Source organism: Pseudoalteromonas sp. 1181_04 (genome assembly GCF_052850545.1).
Map to the genome: position 1 here is coordinate 1 of NZ_VXCS01000010.1, position 19799 is coordinate 19799.

A 19799-nucleotide genomic window follows, 5' to 3' on the forward strand; every position below is an offset into this window, starting at 1 on the left:
CATCATAACGTTATGATATAACAAATAAAAACAATGTAACTTTTAATTTTTATGTAACATAAAGTCACTTTTTAAGTAACAAAACCTACCTAATATTATGCTCTCATTACTACAGACATTCTTGACCAAATCGTATCAATGGAACTTAAAAATGAAAATTAATAAAATTGCGACTGCAATTGGTTTAACACTGGCGTTGTCAGCGGGTGCTAATGCAGGTGTGTTACCTGATAACCAAATGAAAAGTGATTGGTATAGCGCTGCACAGGCTAAATTAACCTCTAAAGAAACGATGGCTAATGCAACACCAGCCACTAAAGCAAAGAACGTAATTCTATTTGTTGGTGATGGCATGGGTATATCAACCCTCACCGCAGCACGTATCCTTGCAGGCCAAAAACAAGGCGCTTTAGGAGAAGAGGGCTTTTTGAGCTTTGAAGAATTTCCGTATTCGGCACAAATAAAAACGTATAACGTCGATGCGCAAACACCGGATTCAGCAGGCACCATGACGGCTATTATCTCAGGTGTTAAAACGGATGTTGGTGTTATTGGTGTTAACGAAGACATTGAACGTGGCAAATGTGCAACTGTAGCAGGTAATGAATTAATTACAGCTACAGAGCTTGCAGAAATTAAAGGCCTAGCCACAGGTATTATTTCTACTGCACGGATCACCCACGCAACGCCAGCTGCAACGTATGCAAAATCAGCTGATCGTAATTGGGAAGACATTTCCGACATGCCTGCAGATGCAGTCACTGCAGGTTGTGAAGATATTGCGTCGCAATTAGTTAATTTCGAAAAAAATCTTGAAGCGCGCTTTGCGGGTGTTGATGTTGATGGTCTAGAAGTGGTGATGGGTGGCGGCCGTCGTCATTTCTTACCAAAAGATGCTGCATTTAACTCTAATGATGCTATGAGTGCAGTCGAAGGTGATCGTACTGATGAACGTGATTTAACAGCGCAATGGCAGCAAATGTATAGCGATGGTAAATACATTACTGATCAGGCCGGCTTTGACGCAATAAATGGCGATACCAAACGCGTATTTGGATTATTTAATGAATCGCATATGCAATATGAAGCGGATCGCAGTAATGATATTGCAGGTGAGCCTTCATTAACGCAAATGACGACTAAAGCGATTGATATATTAAAGAATAATGAAAAAGGGTTTTTCCTAACGGTTGAATCGGGTCGTATCGATCACGCCCACCATGCCGGTAATGCTTACAACGCATTAAATGACACAATTGAATTTGCCAATGCGGTAAAAGCAGCAGTAGAAAATACCGATCCGAATGAAACACTTATTTTAGTCACTGCGGATCACAGCCATGTATTTACCATTGCTGGCTATCCAAAACGCGGTAACCCAATTTTGGGTCAAGTTGTAGCAGTAGGTCGCGATACTCCAACCCTTGCAGCTGACGGTATGCCTTATACCACAGTCGGTTACGCAAATGGCTTGGGCTTTAGAGATTTAGGTGATGAAACAGATGCAGACGCTTCATATTTAGCCGCAGCCGTTGCTGGGCGTGTTGAATTAAGTGGTGTTGATACCTTAACACCGGGCTTTCATCAAGAAGCAGCAGTCCCACTTAGCTCGGAAACTCATGCAGGTGAGGATATTTCATTGCATGCTAAGGGCCCTGGGGCACAGTTGGCACAAGGCGTTGTGGAGCAAAATGTTATTTTCCACATTATCAGTCAAGCGCTCGAACTAATAGAAGAATAATGGTGATTACAATGAAAAAACTTAACTTAATATCTCTTGCTGTGGTTGTTGCGTTAGCGGGTTGCTCTGATGATGACGATAAAATTGAGTCAATGACGGTTAAAAATACGCTTGCAGTTGGCTCTGAGCAATGTATCAATGGTGGCATTGAGACCCTAACAGGTGACGACAGCAATCAAAATGGTGAGCTGGATGCAGATGAAGTAACTACAACCACTGTAGTGTGTAACGATGCTGAAACTTCATTGAATCCACAACAGTTAGCGCCGCTTACTACCAATACTTGGTATAAAGAAGCACACACTAAATTAGCTAGTAGCCAAGATAATATTGCTAATATTGTTAAAGAGTCTGGCAAAGCGAAAAACGTCATTTTGTTTGTTGGCGACGGTATGGGGATTTCAACAGTAACAGCTGCGCGTATTTTAGCGGGTCAGTTACAGGGCAAAATGGGTGAAGAACATCAGTTAAGCTTTGAAACACTACCGTTTTCAGGGTTTGCTAAAACTTATAATGTTGATGCACAAACACCTGATTCTGCCGGTACGATGACAGCAATGGCATCAGGCGTAAAAACTGATGTCGGTGTTATTGGTATTGATGAAGCAGTGGTTAATGGTAATTGTTTGTCAGGTAAAGGCCATGAATTAGTAACGTCATTAGAGCTTGCGGAAATTGCAGGTAAATCAACGGGACTTATTTCAACGGCACGTATTACCCATGCCACACCAGCTGCAACGTATGCAAAAGCGGCAAACCGCAATTGGGAAGATGTTTCAGATATGCCTGAGTCGGAAGCGGCTAATTGTGAAGATATTGCATCGCAACTGGTTAACTTTGAAAAGAACTTAGAAGCGCGTTTTGCTGGGATCAATGTTGATGGTCTTGAAGTGGTAATGGGTGGCGGTCGTCGTCATTTCTTACCAAAAGACGCAGCATATAATTCAGCTGATGCAGTAAGCTCGGTAGAAGGCGATCGTACTGATGGCCGTGATTTAACTGCTGAATGGCAAGCTCAGTATCCAAATGGTCAATACGTAATGGATCAAGCAGGTTTTAATGCGATTGATGTGACTAACACTAAACAAATTTTTGGCTTGTTTAATGAATCTCACATGCAATACGAAGCTGACCGTGGCAATGATATTGCAGGTGAACCATCGTTATCAGAGATGACAGCAAAAGCACTGGATGTATTGGATAATAACGAGAAAGGCTTTTTCTTAACGGTTGAAGCTGGACGAATTGACCATGCACACCATGCGGGCAATGCCTATAACGCTTTAAACGATACCATTGAGTTATCAAAAGCGGTGCAAGTGGCGCTTGATAAAACCAGCATTGAAGATACGCTGATTATTGTCACTGCCGATCACAGCCATGTATTTACTATCGCAGGCTACCCAAAACGCGGTAATCCAATTTTAGGTAAAGTGGTTGCCGTGGGTGAAACCGAGCCAACACTTGCTGCCGATAATATGCCATACACCACCGTAGGTTATGCTAATGGTGGCGGCTTTAGAGATTTAGGTCAGGAAACGGATGCTGAAGTAGGTTACGACTTTGCCCCAGTAACCGGCCGTGTTGATTTAACCGATGTGGATACGCAAAGTCCAGGTTTCCACCAAGAAGCACTTGTGCCACTGTCATCTGAAACTCATGCGGGTGAAGATGTTGGTGTTTATGCAATTGGCCCTGGTGCGCATTTAGTAACAGGTACTAACGAGCAGAGCTTTATTTTTCACGTGATGGATTATGCAGCTGACTTAGTAAAACAAGCGGATGCTAAAGTTACAAATTAAGTAATTGTCATGTAATACGCTTTACTAAAGAGCAACTCAAAACTGAGTTGCTCTTTGTCATTAATCTGCAAAATAAACACATTACAGTGACCCACGGTATTAAATCGAAAAGAGAATCCAGTGAAAAAAATTATCCTATCTTTAGCGTTAATAAGTCCATTGGCCAGTGCCACGCAGTGCGCGTTGGACAGTCAATATGTGCAAGCAAGCTATCAGGTTAGTAAGCAAGTTGCGGGCAAAGCTGTGGCTGAATCTCAACAGTTTACATTATGGCGAACACCCCATCAGGTTGCAGAGCAAGGCCTTGAATTAGTTGAAGTGTGGCAACAGTTGAGTAATCAGCAAATTCGGCCAATTCGTTACTTTCAAACACCGCAGCGTGGTATTGAATATCAACCTTCAGAGGTGCAAGGTCAGCAAGATTGGAGTACTAAATATCAATTAGTTAGTGATGATTTTATTGCCAAGATGACTTTAACCGATGAGCAAGGTGATGGCTGCGAGAAAATACAGCATTATCAATTAGTGCAAGGTGATACTACGATTGAGCTTGCATGGTTGGTAAATCAAAAGCTGGTAAGCGCAATGAGTATTGGTAAACCGCAACTTACTCAAACATTAACGTTGGGCACTGTGGACTTTAAAAAAGCTCCGATACAGCAGCAATTTGCCCTATGGGATGCTTATCAAACGACTGACTATGCGGATATCGGTGATAACGAAGGCGACCCATTTTTAGCCAAAATGATTAACTTAGGATTTATCGAGCATGGTGCGTCTGGCTTTTATGATGCTAATGGTAAAGCGCTTGGTGGTGGGCACAGCCACTAAAAAGAGCCAAGTGTTAAACGGCCAAGTTCCAGTTTCAAGATTAATAGCCAGATGGAAAGGTTTGTGTACCATCAACCGATATTCCCGAGGTGGGCCGCTTTAGTGTGATCACCGATCCACAAGGCGCAGTGTTTTCAATTATGACCTCCGCTATGAATGATGTGAAATGTAACTAGTTATGCTTAATTTAATTAACTAAAAAAGCACTTAGGTGCTTTTTTTATTTTTGTTTGCCCCAAGCTCTCAGTTATAGAGTGTATATAGAATGGGAGTAAAAGTATGACAAAGCATGTGGTAATTACAGGCGCTAATCGTGGCATCGGCCTTAATTTATGTCAGCAATATTTAGCAAAGGGTTACCAGGTTACGGCCGTGGTGCGTACTCCAAGCGATGAACTTAAAGAATTAGATGTGACAGTGATCAGCAATATCGATGTTGCCAATGCAGCAGATATCGAAACACTTGAAAACCAGTTACATGGGCATAAGATAGATCTGCTTATTAACAATGCCGGTATTTTCCATAATGAAAGTATGGCAGAGATGGATTTTGATACCATTAATCAACAGATAGCCATCAATGCTGTAGCACCAATTCGAGTTACCCATGCGTTAATACATTGCTTAGGTATTGACGCTAAAGTTGCCATGATCAGCAGTCGCTTAGGGTCGATTGCTGATAATGACTCAGGTGGTTATATTGGTTATCGTATGTCAAAGGCTGCACTTAACGCGGCATCAGTCAGTTTAGCTCATGAGCTAAAAAGCAAAAAAATTGCGGTTGGTTTATTTCATCCGGGCTTTGTGCAAACACAAATGGTTAATTATGCCGGAGACATTTCGCCTGAATTATCTGCAGAGCTTTTAGCACAACGTATTGATGAACTAAACCTAAGCAATAGTGGTGGTTTTTGGCATTCAAATGGTGAAACCCTACCTTGGTAAATAATATTTAATGTAGGTTATCTTTAATAGCTAAACAGGCTGTAAATCAGCAGTCAGTTTAGCTAAATTTAATTAATTTTTGCTATAATGCTGTCATATTAACGATTTTAGTATTTGAGAGCAGCACATGGAATTAGAGCAAGATAGTAGTTTAACACTTCCGTTATTTCTTTTTGATGAGACCTTAAATGAGCGAGATTTATCGACCCCTGATCTCTCAATAAGCGTACTTTTAGATGACGACTTACTGACCCAGCTTTGTCAAAATCCAGCACTGGATAGCAGCATTGCTATTACTATTTCAGATTATATTGTAGAAGCCCATAACCCGGCGTTTGCAGACTTAGCAAGCAATGCACATCAAGCACAGCTAACTTTAACGCGTGGACCATTATTGAGCGCAGTACTCGATACCCAATCAGAGCAAACATTTGTGTCCCCACAAATGGATATGATGCCGACGTTTGACTTGGGCGATGAGGACGAATAATTCGATGAGAAAGTCTTTTTTGTTGAGTGCACTAATTGTTGTGCTCAGTGGCTGCGCTTATTTAGGTGCCGCTCATTACAATGAGCTATTCGGGCCAGAGCAAACACAGCAGCGTATGGTTGAACATAACTCAGGTAGCGGTGCTGAGTTTTTACAGCATGTACAACCTGTGCTCGAGAGTCGTTGTGTGGTTTGTCATGGCTGCTATGATGCACCATGCCAACTGAAACTTTCATCTCCAGAAGGAATTGACCGCGGCCTAAGTAAGGAACGTGTTTACAATGGTACTCGTTTATTAGCATCGACTCCCAGCCGCTTACTTTTTGATGCAACGAATACTAGCCAGTGGCGTGATAAAGACTTTACCCCAGTATTGAATGAACGAGCGCAAACAGAGCAAGCAAATCTTGCCGGTAGCGTGTTGTACAACAGTTTAGTGTTAAAAATGAGCTCACCGCTACCAAATGATGAGATCTTAGGTGATGAGTTTGATTTTTCTTTAGATCGCTCGCAAAGCTGCGCCACTATAGGAGAATTTGACAGCCTTGCCAACAGCCAACCTCATTCCGGGATGCCATATGGATTACCTGGTATTTCGCGTACTGAATTTAAGCACCTTGAAAAGTGGCTTAAAGAGGGCGGTAAAATGGCGCATATTAAACCGCCAAGCAAAGCTGCTTTAGCTCAAGCACAACGCTGGGAGAGCTTTTTAAATCAAGACGATTTAAAGTATCAATTAACAGCACGTTATGTGTTTGAACATTGGTATTTAGCACATATTTATTTTGTTCAAGATGATGAAAAAAGCTTTTTTAAATTGGTGCGTTCGAGTACCCCACCAGGGCAGGACATTGAGTTAATAAATACCCGCCGCCCTTACGATGACCCTAAAGTGGAGCGGGTGTATTATCGCTTAATGCATGATCGTTCGACTATTTTGGCAAAAACGCATTTACCACTGGCACTGAATGACAGTAAATTAGCGCGCTTGTACAGCCAGTTTATTGCGCCAGATTATCACGTTGACAGCATGCCAAGTTACTTGCCAGAAATAGCATCCAACCCATTTAAAGTGTTTGCCGCCATGCCGGTTAAATCTAAATATCAATTTATGTTAGATGAAGCTGAATTAATCATTATGGGCTTTATTAAAGGGCCTGTTTGTCGTGGTCAAATAGCGTTAAATGTTATTAATGATCATTTTTGGGTGGCATTTGCTGATCCAGCTAAAGCGGCAACGCCAGAAGTGGGTGAAATGCTGCTACAACATGAAGATGCCTTGGCATTGCCAGCGGCTGAAGAAAGCAACGCTTTACCTATTTCTAGCTGGGTCAAATATGCCAAACGTCAGAATACTTACCTTAAAGCCAAGGCAACGTTGGCAAATAGCATGTTCAAAAATGGTGAAAATCTAACCACCGACCTATTATGGCGTGGTGACGAGGTGAATGATAATGCTGCTCTGACTATTTTCCGCCATTTTGATAGTGCGACTGTGGTTAAAGGTTTTATTGGCCAAGAGCCAAAAACCATGTGGGTATTAGATTACGCACTGTTTGAGCGGATACATTATTTATTAGTTGCCGGGTTTGATGTCTACGGTAATGTTGGCCATCAGTTGATCACTCGTTTATACATGGATTTTTTGCGTCTAGAAGGCGAGCAAAACTTTTTAGCACTGTTACCTAAGCCTCAGCGTAAAGAGTTAAAAGCAAACTGGTATCGTAAAGCACCACCGAGTTTAACTAATTTCTTTGAAAGTGGTGATGAGTTTAGTCAGCCAACTGGTATTGACTACAAAACACAGGATCAACAACACGAGTTATATGGCTTAATTAAACAAACGCTAAAACCGGTGTTAAGTCCGCGCTTTGATTACACACAAGTACCAGAGCCGTTACAGCAGTTAAATAATATGCCTGCAAAAGCAATTAATTTACTGCCGCAAATCTCGTTTATATTAGTGAAAGACGGTGCTGCAGAGCATCAAGCGTATACCATGATCCATCACAATGCCCATTATAATATTTCTAGTTTATTGAACGAGGAAGGGCAGCGCGCTTATGCAGAAGATACCGTCACCATTGTGCCTGGTTTCATTGGTGATTACCCTGAAACAATTTGGTATTTGAATAATCCACAACAACTTGCATCATTTGCCGAGCAACTACCATTGATGCAAATAGAAGCCGATTACAGAGCATTAAAGAGTCAGTTTGCAATTCGCCGAACACATCCGCAATTTTGGCAATACAGTGATATTTTGCACAAAGTTGCCAAACAATACCGTGGTGTTGAATACGGTTTGTTTGATTATAATCGTTTAGAAAATCGGTAATTATTAAACCAAAACTGATAAACCCCGCATTTAAGCGGGGTTTATTTTTTTAATAATATCATTGCGTAAAGTGTCACTTTATCCCCTTTGGTCTACACTTATTAAAAAATAATAGGGCCTATTATGATTCAAATTATTGCTAATATTCGGTCGCGCTATCGTTGGGCGTTATTAGCGATAGCGATTCTCTCGAGCGCGAGTGCTTTGCTTATTCAGTTTATGTTTTTTGTGCAAAAAGACGATGCTCATATTATCAATGTTGCAGGTAAGCAGCGGATGTTGTCACAAAAAATCGCTTGGCATAGTAATGCCATGGTTACTGAGATTGGTAGCAATATTAAATTACATCGTAATGTATTAGCTAAAGCGAGCGCAGAGTTTAGAGCAGGGCATGAATTTTTAGTGCAACAGCATTCTAATGGCGATTATTTATATTTAGACGACGAGTTGGTTGCTTATTATTTTTCGTCACCGATTAATCTTGCGCAAACGTCGCTAGCGTATTTGGCTAAAGTGCAGCAACTGTTAAATGATCCTAGTGTAAGCAAAGTAGAAAAGCGATTTACAGTTGCAGAGGTTGAACGCTTGCTCAAGGAGCTTGATGGTGCAGTCTCGCTATTTGAACAACAAGCAAAGTTCAAAACCCGAGTGCTGTCCAACCTAGAGCTGGCTTTTTGGCTATTAACTTTAGTGTTGCTATTCATTGAGCTGAAATTTATATTTCAGCCTATGGAGCTGCAAATTATCGCTGCGATTAATAAATACCAACAACAAAAGTTGCGAGCAGAGCAGATAAGCACTTATAAAGAGCGCTTTATCGCACGGGCAAGTCATGAATTTAGAACACCGCTACAAGGGCTGATAGACTCGATTGAGCAACTTCAGCTATCAGAATCTCAGCAAGCATTGCAAAAACAAGCAAAATATTGTGCCAGCAGGATTGTAAGTATGCTGGATGAGTTACATGAACTACAGCAGTTTAATACTGGGCAATGGCAGTTAAAATTTATCAAGCGTAATTTAATAACCACGCTTGAGTCGGCTATTACACCTTTTCAGTTTGCCTGTGATAACAAACAGTTAAAGTTTGAAGTAAAACTCAGTCCTGAGTTAGATCGCTATACAGAGTTTGATCATTTACGATTGCAGCAAATCATTACCGAGCTACTTAGTAATGCCATTAAATTTACTAGCACTGGGCAGGTTTCAATATCCGTTAGTTACCAAGATGGTCATATTAAAATAGTGGTCGCTGATAGCGGCGTTGGTTTTGCTCAATGCTATCCATATTTAAATCATCATAGTATAGAACAGAGCAATGACTTTCAGGGCTTACAAACCGGTTTGGCACGTGTGCAACATATTGTCAGTGCTATGCAAGGCGGCGTTGAGTTTAAAGATGTCATACCGCATGGTGCACAGATTAAGATCCGTTTGCCATTATCTAAAGCTGCACTACTAACGAATCAAGGCAACTTACCCGCACAACTGCATTGCTTAATTGTGGAAGACAATTTATTAAACGCAACAATTTTATCACGAATTTTAACCGAGCTTAATTACACCGTTGAAGTGGCTGAAAACGGTTTAATAGCAACACAAAAAATTGCTGAAAGTGAGTTTAATGTGATTTTTATGGATTTGAACATGCCGGTTATGGATGGCTTTCAAGCGATAGATATCATTCGCAAAGAATTAAATTCAACGGTTCCGATCATTGTGATCACCGCCAACACTGCGCCAAGTGATTTAGAGCGAACTTATGAACTTGGCTCTAATGTACATGTTTATAAACCATTTTCGGTTGCGGATATTAAAAAAGCCCTCATGAATGTATTTAACGAGGGCTGATAATTTTTAGTGGCTGATTTTAATATCGCCTACACCGACTTCAACGTTAATGCGGTATTGGCCGCCACCGTTATATTTACTAGTTGAGGTGACCAGCTTACGGCTATGTTTAGCATCATTTTTCATGCCTGCTATTTTGGTGTCGCCAACACCACTATCTAGGGTGATCGTTTGATAGTCAGCTAACGCGCTGCTGATCCGTACTGCGCCCACACCGACATCGATGCTGGCAGTATTAGCAAAATTATTTACTTCAATATCGCCAACACCTAGCTCTAAATCTATCGCCATGGTTGTTGGTATACTTACCAGCCAGCTTTGTTGCACATCGTCATTATCAATCGAGAGGCTCAGCTTATCGCTACTTTGTTGATGTTTTAAAGTGATATCTTCAAGTGCAACATCATCACTAAACCAATTATCATTTTTCGCTTTTAGCTCAATCGACACGGTTACTTGGTTGCCTTGATGGGTGCTAAGTTCAAGGCTGCCAACGGGCACGTTGATCGCCAATGCCTGCTTGGCAGTGACATCAAAGATCTGTTCAATTTTTTGCTCAGCATGAGCAGCTAAACTACTGGTTAATAAGATTACGGCTAAACTAGAGATACTAAGTGTATTCATTATTTTTACTCGTTGTTAATGGCTTTATAGATTAGACGTTAGCAGATTTAAAAAGGTTTAAACCGCGTGAATTTTATTCTATAGCCATGCTAATAAAAGTCATGTATTTTCAAACTAATTAATTTAAGAGCTAAAAAGGATCGCTGTGCAGTCAATTAAACTCAATAATGTGACGGCTAACCTTGGTACCAATGAACGCGAAAGTTTTCTCGTAAGTAAGCTAACTTGGCAGGTTGAGAGCGCTCAGCATTGGGTGCTACTTGGCGGTAACGGAGCAGGAAAATCAGCCATAACAGCAGTATTACTCGATCAAGCTAATATTGTCAGTGGTACACGACGTTGTGATTTTAAGCGTACAGAAATAGTCTCTTCAGATCTGCAAAAGCAATTGATTACCGCTGAGTTATTAGCTGATCAAGACGACATCACCGATGGTAAAACCAGCCCTAAATTGGTGTCAGAGCTGATTTATCAGCAATCAGGCCCATATTTTGATCAACAGCTATGTCAGCAGTTAATTACAGGGTTTGCTTTTGAGGCATTGCTTAAGCAACGTTTGCGCGCACTCTCAACCGGGGAAACACGTAAACTAATGTTAATTAAAGCACTGAGTAATCGCCCCGAACTGATTGTGCTTGATGAACCGTTTGATGGTTTGGATGTACAAAGCGTTGAGCTATTACGTAGCGTATTAATCGAACTAAGTGCCAGCATGACCATGGTCTTTGTGGTTAATCGGTTAGATGAAATCCCCGTATTTATTACGCATTATGGTTATGTGAAAAATGGCGAATTACAACAGCAACTAGCAACTCCTGACCTTAAGCAGCGCGATGATTTATTTAAATTATTACACCTACAACAAACTGATTTAACGATTCCTAGCAAAGACGTGGCACACAGTGCCCCAGAGTTTAATGAGCCTGAGTTAGTACGATTGCAAAATGCTATGGTCAGTTACAGTGGTAAGGTTATTTTTAGCCACTTAAATTGGACAATCAAAGCACGACAGCATTGGCAGCTCAGTGGTAAAAATGGCTCTGGCAAAACCTGCCTACTTAATTTAATCACTGGCGATAATCCGCAGTGTTATAACAATGATATTAAAGTGTTTGGCTATCAACGCGGCAGTGGTGAGAGTATTTGGCAAATTAAGCAGCATATTGGCTATATTTCGAATGCTTTGCATATGGAATATCGGGTTAGTATTTCGGCGCTTAATACCATAGTGTCAGGCTTTTACGACAGCATTGGCTTGTATCAAAAGCCAACTCAAATTCAGCTTGATATCGCCATACAATGGTTAGCATTATTAGGTTTGAGTGAGTTAAAAAACACGCCATTTACACAACTGTCTTTTGGTGACCAACGCATGCTATTGATTGCCCGCGCTATGGTAAAACACCCCACATTACTGATTTTAGACGAGCCATGTTTGGGGCTTGATGAAGCCAATCGGCAGCGTGTTTTACTATTAATCGAAAAAATATGCGCTGCAGGCAGTAGCACAGTAATTTATGTAAACCACCATGCGAAAGATAAAATTACCGGGATAGAGCACTATTTAGATATGGCAGATTTTAGGTAAGGAAAAGGTTCTAGGTTTTAGGGGCCAGGCGCTAGGAAAAACCAGAGCAGCTCGGCGTTAAATTTATCGCCGTAGGTTGGGTTGAGTGCAACGAAACCCAACAGCCATTCTTGCAAAGTAACTCTAAACCCCCTATGAAGCGCTGAATTCTGCATCTAGAGGTGGTTTGGGTATATGGATAGCAAACAGTTACATAATTTGTTATTAATGAGTAATGTAAATAAGAGAACGCGCCTTTTGTATAAAAGAGGAACGTGCTCTTTGATTAAATTTTTATATGACAAGGATAGCTCAATGGAAGTAGCAGCTCAGGTTACATTTATCAAAATTGATAGACCATCTCATGCATTCATGCATTCATGCATTCAGGTATTTTGGTGATAATTGCTGGCCAAGAATATAATATTCACCTGATTTAGATGCTAGTAGTAGAATAATTTTGTGGAAGAACGTCACAAAACTGCTTGTTGTAAGTGTTATGTGTTACTACAAACTAAGGAGTATGAATGAGCTTCAAATCTTGGTTAAGCTATTCTGACTTTTCTAAAAAAGCGTGCTCTAAGTTGCACTACACTTTAGATCATGAGTCGAGTGAATTTCTAAATTCAATTAATGACACTTGTAATGACAGGATTAAAACCTTGAAATCTGGTTCTGTGGTATGGCGTGCACAAACTGGATGCGATAAGGAAAAGGCTACTGATAGTGCAGAACAAGAGTTCCATGTTGATAAGCGTATTCCTTATTCATTCAAGCGAATGAAACCCTTGAGCAATAGCCCCTCAGAGGGGAGAGCGAACTTAAAAGGGAACCCTTGTTTATATGTAGCAGCAGATGCAGAAACTGCGGTACACGAAGTGAGGCCTTGGCCTGGATTACCCGTAACAATCGCTAAATTGCATTTGACAAAGGATATGAAGTTGATAGATTTTTCGGAGACTGCTGAGGCCGAGCAGTACCCATATTTTTACATCGACGAACCTTCTATTGAGCAGAAAATTGACGCTGTGTGGGCTGCGATGGATATTGCTTTTTCTTGGCCTGTAACGGAATCTGATTCCAAATCAGAATATGCGCCGACGCAAATAATATCAGAGTTTATTAAATCGAAAGGGTATGACGGGATTATTTATAAAAGCTCTTTAACTAAAGGGCATAATTATGTCCTTTTTAATTTAAATGATGCGGCAGTTGTTCAGTGTGACTTGTTTGTCGTATCTAAGGTTAAATATGACTTCGAGAGGTTGGATGAAAGCTCATCTTTGACAGCGGAGCGTGGCAACACATAACACATATGAGCCTTAACTCTGGCAATAGTGTTCTTTTTGACTGTTTTTATATAGTGATGGTCAATTCTAAATCAATAAACAAATTCGTTTACTTCCTCTAAAGTGCAGGCCTCTTAACCTTATTGTGAATAATTCACTAATTTTTTTGCACAAAGAGTAATGAATGAGCAGTAAATGAGGGGGGAGCAAAATAGCTACTCGGTTATGGTTGAACCATCAATAACAATAAATTAAAAACGAGTGATTCTACAGCTCGCCTCCATTAAAAATGGGGGAATTACCGTTTGTCTGTTAAAAACACCGATCTATAGGGAAATTATTTTTGTATAATAGCGCCTCTAAAATAAGCCATATCAGTCTTCGGGATATTATATAAAATATAGACCCCCAGTTCACTTAGCGCACAGTGAATATGTTATATACAAAGGATAGAGTACGTAACCATGGCACGAAAAAGAAAAACACTTCCCAAGAATTTTGATGAGCTGATCAAAAAAGAAAATCTCTCGACTCTTATCACTATTTTTGACAAATGCGAGCTGGATGCTTACAGCGGCTACGGTAAGGTATCGGCACTAGGGTTTAGTCATTGTCCCGATGAGTTGTCAAAGTGGCTTGTTGATAATGGCGCGGATTTGCATTATTTAAATACTTATGGCAATACGCCGCTACACCTTAGAGCAGGCGCTATACACTCGAACTTGGACGTTCTTATTCAAATGGGAGCGGACGTAAACTTTCAAAGTAAAGCGGGCAATACGCCACTGCATAGCGCAGTAACCTTTCATAACGTCCACAATGCGGCAGTATTGCTTGCGGCCGGTGCGGATATTAACGTTAAAAATGAGTATGACTTAACACCATTAGAATACAGCTTGCAGCGCTGCGGCAATTTGGATATTCCCAGTATGGTTGATATGACAGAGCTATTCGTTCGTTATGGCGTAGAAATTACGCCTAAAATGCAAGAATTGGTGACCGCTATTGGCGATAAGTTCGAGTTTATGCGAGAAGACTTTAATAAAGATAGTGTAGATGAGTACAGTCACGCCTTAAATAATTTGTATCGTTTATATGGAGTAACGCCTGTGGCAACGCGTTTGCTTCACGACGGACAGTCAGCTATTGAGTTAGTTGGCGATACTTGGGAGCAAACATACGATAACCTTTGGGATTATTTAGTCCCGCCTAAAGGCGCAGCATTAACCGTACAAGGTGAAGTTATTCGTATCGCAGGGCGAGTGACTGATGAGCTGTATGGTAATGGTGGTGTTAATTGGGATCGCGCATACCGGCAAATGTGCAATGCTTACCTTAAGCATATTGCTTCACACAATTCATTGGAAGAAAAAGAAATTGCTGCATTAAGTAATCTAGTTTCCGATATTGAGATGTTAATGGATGAGACCACTCAGCTGCAACAATATGCTGTTAAGTGGATTTCAAAAAACACTCATCCAATTAAATTAGAAACCCCCAGCTATAAACGTTAAAGTATTTATTACTGAGGCCATCTGCTATGTGCTTTTTATGTGCTCAAATGCCGTTTTAAATGCTCTATGCAAGGTATTTTAATTACTTGTGTCATCAGTTATTGATGAGACTCCATCTGTATTATTTAAATAGGAAAATTAAGTGAACGAAGAACAATTACTCGAAATTATTACTAATCCGATCCCCGATAACTATTTTCCAGTCCAGTTTCTTGAAGAATGCAAAGCGTTTAAAGAGTTGGACTATATTTCACCGGTTGTACTAAAAGAGGAAGTAGTGTCTCGATGTAAAACGATTATTTCACCGCAATGGCATTCTTGGATTGAAGCCTATTTCCAGCTTGTTTCGAGCGGCAAGTTTCCGTTTTTATGGCCTTTTAGACAGGATATGATTGGTTTTAACTTCAGAGAAGAGTTGGACGACTTTGAACGTGACGATGAGTTATTTTCATTAGGCTCTGACCCAGTTGGTGATTGGTTTGTGATGACCAACAGTAGCGGATCACAAGTGTTTTTATCAGATCATCATATTTATGATTTATATGACGGTTGGAAAAACCCCAATCATCTAGTGGCTTGGGCGTTACGCTCTGCATTGGCTGATGAACATGGGTTGGCTGTTGCAGATATTATGAGTGCTTGGGAACAACGAAATGATAAAGTTGAACTCGATGCTCTCAAACGGATCATATCGGATCTTAACTAAACCGAACATGTCGTCGGTTGAATATGGGGGAAACGCTTTATTCTGACGTTACCCCATACATCTTTAACGTTATGGTTTTTAACTATTCTTATGTACAGGAGTAGCCAGTACGTTAGGCAAATAAACTCAAAAAAGAGTAAGTTAATGTCCAAATGGCAGTTATTTAAAAGCGGTATATGAGAAGAGATTAAGACCCCATTTCAATATCAGAATGTTTTTTATTTAATGAGTAAAGTCAATCGCTTGAGTATCGCATAGGCTTGTTAGCAAAGAGTTTAATTGCAACTGATAATCTACACTGGGGCATGGTGCTGTAGCACAGCCAGTATCACATGAGGCTGATTGTGAACATTTAAATGGCAAACGACAGGCAAATGTCAGTAATTCGAAAAATACGAATTTTCGGTCATTCATATTTTGAAATTAATTATGATAGTAGCGATCAAAGTAGAAAATCCCCAAACGATTGAATCAAAATAGCAACTCGGCTATGGTTGAGAAATAAATAAAAATAAAATTGCGTTATTCTACAAGTTCGTTAACTACTTGAAATAGGGTTATCCTGAATGAAAACTAGTGTCGAAAATACAGAACAGCTGGCTACTGTAAATCAGAAAGTAGTTAAGGACGGGGAGGTTTTACCTTCAGTTCATTTAAAAGATGGGAGTCGGGTTCAGACAGGAACCGTGGCAACAATGTTATATAACATTAATCTTTATAATGCTGGCGAGCGAGAGCTAGTAGAGAAAGAGCTAGAACTTGCTGTGCCAACGCTTGTGAAAGTCGGCCTATTTGATCTTTTTCCCATTGAGGACTGGATTGCTGGCACTAATCCTGGCCGGCGTTTCGTCGGTGAATGTGCAAGAAACTATTTATCTCGATTAGGTAGCTAATAAGTGATTATTTGACACTGACTGCGTGACGTGGGCATGAAGATAATTACAATGAAAAATTTCGAACTGTTTATTAAAAGCTTCGCGTTAAGAGCCTATGAGCAATAAATTACGAAAATATAAAATGTCAGGATTTTTGCGGGCATCGGTATTACCAGACTACGACATCGATCCTAATGGGTATGCTGCATATAAAAATGCACAACTCATATTAGACTCATTCTGTGAGTTAAAAGATGAATCTGTATTTCTACCTTTTGGGGTATTTAGTCGAGTTTACAATTTTTTGGGCCAAGAACTAACGCTTGATCACGATTCGGATGCAGGCGATGTAACGTTTATCCCAAAAACTGATGTGCAATTAGAGGGCTTACTATCACTACTGATAACCGAACATGGCTACGAAGTCAGCCCTTAACAAGTTTAGGCTGTATATTTGAAATTTAAGTTTGCATGCCTGTTTGCTTTAATATTCAGCAGTAATGCGGTTTTGCATGCTGATGAATTAGATTTTTCTCAGTATAAAGGAAAAAGCTATGAAGTAGTTAAACGTGAGTTTTTAAACAGTGGTTGGCAGCTAGTGCCAAACCAAGAAGGTGAAACTTCCATCAGCGAACAATATCCTGAAGTGACATGTGGCTTAGGTAGTATGGCTATTTGTTCTGTTGGTTTCACAAGTAAGCAAAACTCGGTTGCTTTCATAGTCGTAAAATCGCAAAGTGAATTAATTATTTCTGGTGAATATTGAGTTAGCCACTAATACATATGAGCTCAGCTATGGTTGATACATCAATGGCAATAAATTTAAAACGAGCAATTTTACAGGCTTGTTATATTTAGGGAAAATTAGGGAGAGGTTATGGATACTCAAGCAATTAAAAAAGAAAGCGAAACTATTGTTTCAAGTTTTGATGGGGAAATTTGTGATTGGCTTCCTGTCTATGATATCTCACAGATGAGATCAGATAGTGAGATCATAAATAGAGCACTGATTATGAATGCAATGATCAATATTGCATTCAACGCCCCAATTGACTTCATAAAAAACTATATCGATGAAAACCAACTAGCTGAACACTTGTCAGACGTTGAGAAAACTATTCTTACACAATCCCAAGAAAACATAAGTGAGCAAGATAAAATCAATTTACATTGGTATCTTGAGTCACTCTGGGCGTTGATTTGGGTTATGAATAAATTCGATGACCTCAGTTTTCCATACCCAATACCGGACGATATGATCGACTACTGCCCGGATCTACAGCAAGAAGAAGGCCCAGAAAAGTTTACGAAAGATATTAAAATCCGCTCGTTTGAAGAAATATATAAAATGAGAGATGTATATTATCGAGCTATGTGGAGTTGTAGGCATTACCAACTTAATAATGACCCCCATGATAATTTTAATATGAGCATAATCATGGAGCGCCGTCGAGCGCTAAGCTGGTGTCTTGATAAACAATTAGATTGGGATGATGTCCCTCAAGACACATAAAAAATATAGCAGGGTGATCACCCGAGGTCAGCTAATTGGCGGGTGATGGCGCTATTGGAGATAAATATGAGATACATTGATGTCGAGTGGATACATGACCTTGAAGATGAGCCGTTTCGTCTCGTATCCGAAATTGGTGATGATAATTTTGAACTCCGCAAGCTTGAGTTTTGTCGTAATGGAAAGCTTGGATTTGCTTCAGGTGAAACCCACACCGAAAATACGATGCTCGGTATTGTTGAAGTGCCGCAACTAGAGGAGATAAACTCCGATGTTGAATTTCAGGGAATAAGTATCTCAAAACAAGAATTTGAGCAGCTATGGCAGAAATATGTACCATAGCTGCTTGAGGCATCAATAATATGCAAGAATATAAAGTGTCTCATAAACAGGGAAGCTCAAAGAAGCATATCGAGTTTTTTTCACCGCCAGAGTCTGCTGATTTTAGAGCTGCATGTGAATCTGCTTTTTCTAAGCATAGCTTCACTATCGAATTTGATGGAAATTATTTATGTGTAACACATTCAGATAAATCGTCACGGTTGTCAGATATAAGTATTGAGTCTGATGAGTGGGGAGTTATTTGGGGTGAGGCATCTCAATGGGGATCGGATGAAGAGAACCATAGTGCAATAGAATTATTTGAAAAAATACTTGCAGAAAGTGGTGAGTTTATTGCTAAATAAATGCCATAACAGCGTTTTAAGTAAGAGTTTTTTTGCAAAAGCTTGTCAAAAATTATAGCCGCTTTTGCATTGATACCTATAACCGCTTGGCTATTACTAGCCAAGCAGGTGAGTTGTCTTTTCGTGAGTAATTACAGGCGAGTTACTGTAAAACCTTGATCTTTAAACTGCTTTAATAAACCGTGTTGTTCTGGCAAATGCAGGGCGCCTACGGCGATAAATAGTTTTTCTTTACCGATGCGAGGTGTGAGCTCTTTTATCCAGTTATTGTTACGTTCAATCAGCATAACTTGTTCGCTGATCTCACCGTAGTTGCTGTCGTCAAAGCTTTCATTGTAGTACTTAGTTAAGGTGGCCATATCGCCATTTTTCCATGCATTAACTAAGGTTATAAAGTAGGTTTCAACATCGGCAAGCTGTTCAAACGTTTCTTCAATCATTTCGTTACTTAACAACGATAGATTATTAAACATCTCCATTTGATATTCGAGCGTTTCTAATTCGCCAACCGGTATATTGTTCGCTTTTGTATAGGCAAGCACTTGTTTATCAATGCCATATTGATCAGAAAAACCAATATTTTGAAATTCCATTTGCAGCATAGTAACCATTACGGCCCATGGGGCTAGGTTATTAAACATCGCTATATCAATTGATTTGTTGCTGAAGTATTGCTGAAGCTTTTTATAGTTTTGCTCAGATAATTCGCTTTGTAGAGTATTACCGTTTTTTAGCATCATAAATGGCATAGAGCGGCGCTGCATTTCCATCGGGCTGATTGCACTAACATCGACTTCAACAATTACTTGATCGCTGGCATCAAGCGCGTCGGTTACTTTTTTAGGTAGCCCTTTCATAGTGGCATCACCGACATGCACAGTGCCAAACAAATATGATTTAACGCCATTTTTTTCTATTTGCCACAACCCAGGTTCACTGTGGCTAGCAAAACTAAGACACAGTAAAAGGGATAAAATAAAGTAACTGCTAATACGCTGAGTGAGGTTCATAATTGTCCTTATTGGTT

At 40.1% G+C, this 19799-nt stretch carries 19 protein-coding genes and 1 pseudogene; 18 read left to right on the forward strand and 2 right to left on the reverse strand.

Going from position 1 to position 19799, the window contains the following annotated elements; genetic code table 11:
- Positions 1-151: 151 nt before the first annotated feature.
- From FW757_RS09655 to FW757_RS09690, 8 genes and pseudogenes are all read left to right on the forward strand, one after another.
- Complete coding sequence (locus tag FW757_RS09655; RefSeq protein WP_145238328.1) at positions 152-1741, forward strand: alkaline phosphatase; 1590 nt, start codon at positions 152-154, stop codon at positions 1739-1741.
- Between the two features lie 11 nt (positions 1742-1752).
- Entirely contained in the window at positions 1753-3543 is a 1791-nt protein-coding gene (locus FW757_RS09660) for an alkaline phosphatase (RefSeq protein WP_446441171.1), read from the forward strand.
- Positions 3544-3663: 120 nt separating this feature from the next.
- Entirely contained in the window at positions 3664-4374 is a 711-nt protein-coding gene (locus FW757_RS09665) for a hypothetical protein (protein WP_182740407.1), read from the forward strand.
- 53 nt (positions 4375-4427) lie between these two features.
- Positions 4428-4550, forward strand: a pseudogene (locus FW757_RS09670) (VOC family protein); the annotation flags it as partial.
- Between the two features lie 103 nt (positions 4551-4653).
- Positions 4654-5319 (forward strand): SDR family oxidoreductase, encoded by a 666-nt coding sequence (locus FW757_RS09675; protein ID WP_182717654.1) that lies wholly within the window; start codon positions 4654-4656, stop codon positions 5317-5319.
- A gap of 127 nt (positions 5320-5446) precedes the next feature.
- Positions 5447-5809, forward strand: coding sequence for a hypothetical protein (locus tag FW757_RS09680; RefSeq protein WP_446441172.1), 363 nt, complete (start codon positions 5447-5449; stop codon positions 5807-5809).
- A gap of 4 nt (positions 5810-5813) precedes the next feature.
- Positions 5814-8147: a fatty acid cis/trans isomerase gene (locus tag FW757_RS09685; protein ID WP_446441173.1), complete on the forward strand. Its 2334-nt coding sequence runs from the start codon at positions 5814-5816 to the stop codon at positions 8145-8147.
- Between the two features lie 123 nt (positions 8148-8270).
- The gene (locus FW757_RS09690; RefSeq protein ID WP_182740403.1) at positions 8271-9998 is read left to right on the forward strand and encodes a response regulator; all 1728 of its coding nucleotides are present in this window, start codon (positions 8271-8273) and stop codon (positions 9996-9998) included.
- Positions 9999-10004: 6 nt separating this feature from the next.
- On the opposite strand, the gene FW757_RS09695 is transcribed toward FW757_RS09690, so the two are convergent.
- The gene (locus tag FW757_RS09695; protein ID WP_182740402.1) at positions 10005-10622 is read right to left on the reverse strand and encodes a hypothetical protein; all 618 of its coding nucleotides are present in this window, start codon (positions 10620-10622) and stop codon (positions 10005-10007) included.
- Positions 10623-10767: 145 nt separating this feature from the next.
- On the opposite strand from FW757_RS09695, the gene FW757_RS09700 reads away from it, so the two are divergent.
- The 10 genes from FW757_RS09700 (at position 10768) to FW757_RS09745 (ending at position 18772) form a co-directional block, all read left to right on the forward strand.
- Positions 10768-12210 (forward strand): ATP-binding cassette domain-containing protein, encoded by a 1443-nt coding sequence (locus FW757_RS09700; protein ID WP_446441174.1) that lies wholly within the window; start codon positions 10768-10770, stop codon positions 12208-12210.
- A 506-nt stretch (positions 12211-12716) separates the two neighbouring features.
- Positions 12717-13499 carry an RES family NAD+ phosphorylase gene (locus FW757_RS09705; RefSeq protein WP_220493226.1) on the forward strand — a complete coding sequence of 261 codons (783 nt, stop codon included), beginning with the start codon at positions 12717-12719 and terminating at the stop codon, positions 13497-13499.
- Between the two features lie 443 nt (positions 13500-13942).
- Positions 13943-14992 (forward strand): ankyrin repeat domain-containing protein, encoded by a 1050-nt coding sequence (locus FW757_RS09710; RefSeq protein WP_446441175.1) that lies wholly within the window; start codon positions 13943-13945, stop codon positions 14990-14992.
- A 142-nt stretch (positions 14993-15134) separates the two neighbouring features.
- Positions 15135-15698, forward strand: coding sequence for a hypothetical protein (locus tag FW757_RS09715; protein WP_446441176.1), 564 nt, complete (start codon positions 15135-15137; stop codon positions 15696-15698).
- Positions 15699-16264: 566 nt separating this feature from the next.
- Positions 16265-16591, forward strand: a complete 327-nt coding sequence (locus FW757_RS09720) for a DUF7709 family protein (protein WP_404699558.1) — start codon at positions 16265-16267, stop codon at positions 16589-16591.
- A 97-nt stretch (positions 16592-16688) separates the two neighbouring features.
- Entirely contained in the window at positions 16689-17009 is a 321-nt protein-coding gene (locus FW757_RS09725) for a hypothetical protein (RefSeq protein WP_149982584.1), read from the forward strand.
- 18 nt (positions 17010-17027) lie between these two features.
- On the forward strand, positions 17028-17339 hold the full coding sequence (locus FW757_RS09730; RefSeq protein ID WP_182740400.1) for a hypothetical protein: 312 nt from the start codon (positions 17028-17030) through the stop codon (positions 17337-17339).
- Between the two features lie 111 nt (positions 17340-17450).
- Positions 17451-18086, forward strand: coding sequence for a DUF4272 domain-containing protein (locus tag FW757_RS09735; RefSeq protein WP_182717662.1), 636 nt, complete (start codon positions 17451-17453; stop codon positions 18084-18086).
- A gap of 66 nt (positions 18087-18152) precedes the next feature.
- Positions 18153-18428: a DUF6881 domain-containing protein gene (locus FW757_RS09740; RefSeq protein ID WP_182740399.1), complete on the forward strand. Its 276-nt coding sequence runs from the start codon at positions 18153-18155 to the stop codon at positions 18426-18428.
- Between the two features lie 35 nt (positions 18429-18463).
- Complete coding sequence (locus FW757_RS09745; protein ID WP_404687461.1) at positions 18464-18772, forward strand: hypothetical protein; 309 nt, start codon at positions 18464-18466, stop codon at positions 18770-18772.
- Between the two features lie 131 nt (positions 18773-18903).
- Here the strand turns inward: FW757_RS09745 and FW757_RS09750 are convergent, their stop codons facing one another.
- On the reverse strand, positions 18904-19782 hold the full coding sequence (locus tag FW757_RS09750) for a TraB/GumN family protein (protein WP_149982589.1): 879 nt from the start codon (positions 19780-19782) through the stop codon (positions 18904-18906).
- Positions 19783-19799 lie beyond the last annotated feature (17 nt).

Excerpts from the sequence above, each read along its gene's own strand:
- FW757_RS09655 (WP_145238328.1), top strand. The coding sequence starts at position 152 with ATGAAAATTAATAAAATTGCGACTGCAATTGGTTTAACACTGGCGTTG.
- FW757_RS09660 (WP_446441171.1), top strand. The coding sequence starts at position 1,753 with ATGAAAAAACTTAACTTAATATCTCTTGCTGTGGTTGTTGCGTTAGCG.
- FW757_RS09675 (WP_182717654.1), top strand. The coding sequence starts at position 4,654 with ATGACAAAGCATGTGGTAATTACAGGCGCTAATCGTGGCATCGGCCTT.
- FW757_RS09680 (WP_446441172.1), top strand. The coding sequence starts at position 5,447 with ATGGAATTAGAGCAAGATAGTAGTTTAACACTTCCGTTATTTCTTTTT.
- FW757_RS09685 (WP_446441173.1), top strand. The coding sequence starts at position 5,814 with ATGAGAAAGTCTTTTTTGTTGAGTGCACTAATTGTTGTGCTCAGTGGC.
- FW757_RS09690 (WP_182740403.1), top strand. The coding sequence starts at position 8,271 with ATGATTCAAATTATTGCTAATATTCGGTCGCGCTATCGTTGGGCGTTA.
- FW757_RS09695 (WP_182740402.1), bottom strand. The coding sequence starts at position 10,622 with ATGAATACACTTAGTATCTCTAGTTTAGCCGTAATCTTATTAACCAGT.
- FW757_RS09705 (WP_220493226.1), top strand. The coding sequence starts at position 12,717 with ATGAGCTTCAAATCTTGGTTAAGCTATTCTGACTTTTCTAAAAAAGCG.
- FW757_RS09710 (WP_446441175.1), top strand. The coding sequence starts at position 13,943 with ATGGCACGAAAAAGAAAAACACTTCCCAAGAATTTTGATGAGCTGATC.
- FW757_RS09720 (WP_404699558.1), top strand. The coding sequence starts at position 16,265 with ATGAAAACTAGTGTCGAAAATACAGAACAGCTGGCTACTGTAAATCAG.
- FW757_RS09725 (WP_149982584.1), top strand. The coding sequence starts at position 16,689 with ATGAGCAATAAATTACGAAAATATAAAATGTCAGGATTTTTGCGGGCA.
- FW757_RS09735 (WP_182717662.1), top strand. The coding sequence starts at position 17,451 with ATGGATACTCAAGCAATTAAAAAAGAAAGCGAAACTATTGTTTCAAGT.
- FW757_RS09740 (WP_182740399.1), top strand. The coding sequence starts at position 18,153 with ATGAGATACATTGATGTCGAGTGGATACATGACCTTGAAGATGAGCCG.
- FW757_RS09750 (WP_149982589.1), bottom strand. The coding sequence starts at position 19,782 with ATGAACCTCACTCAGCGTATTAGCAGTTACTTTATTTTATCCCTTTTA.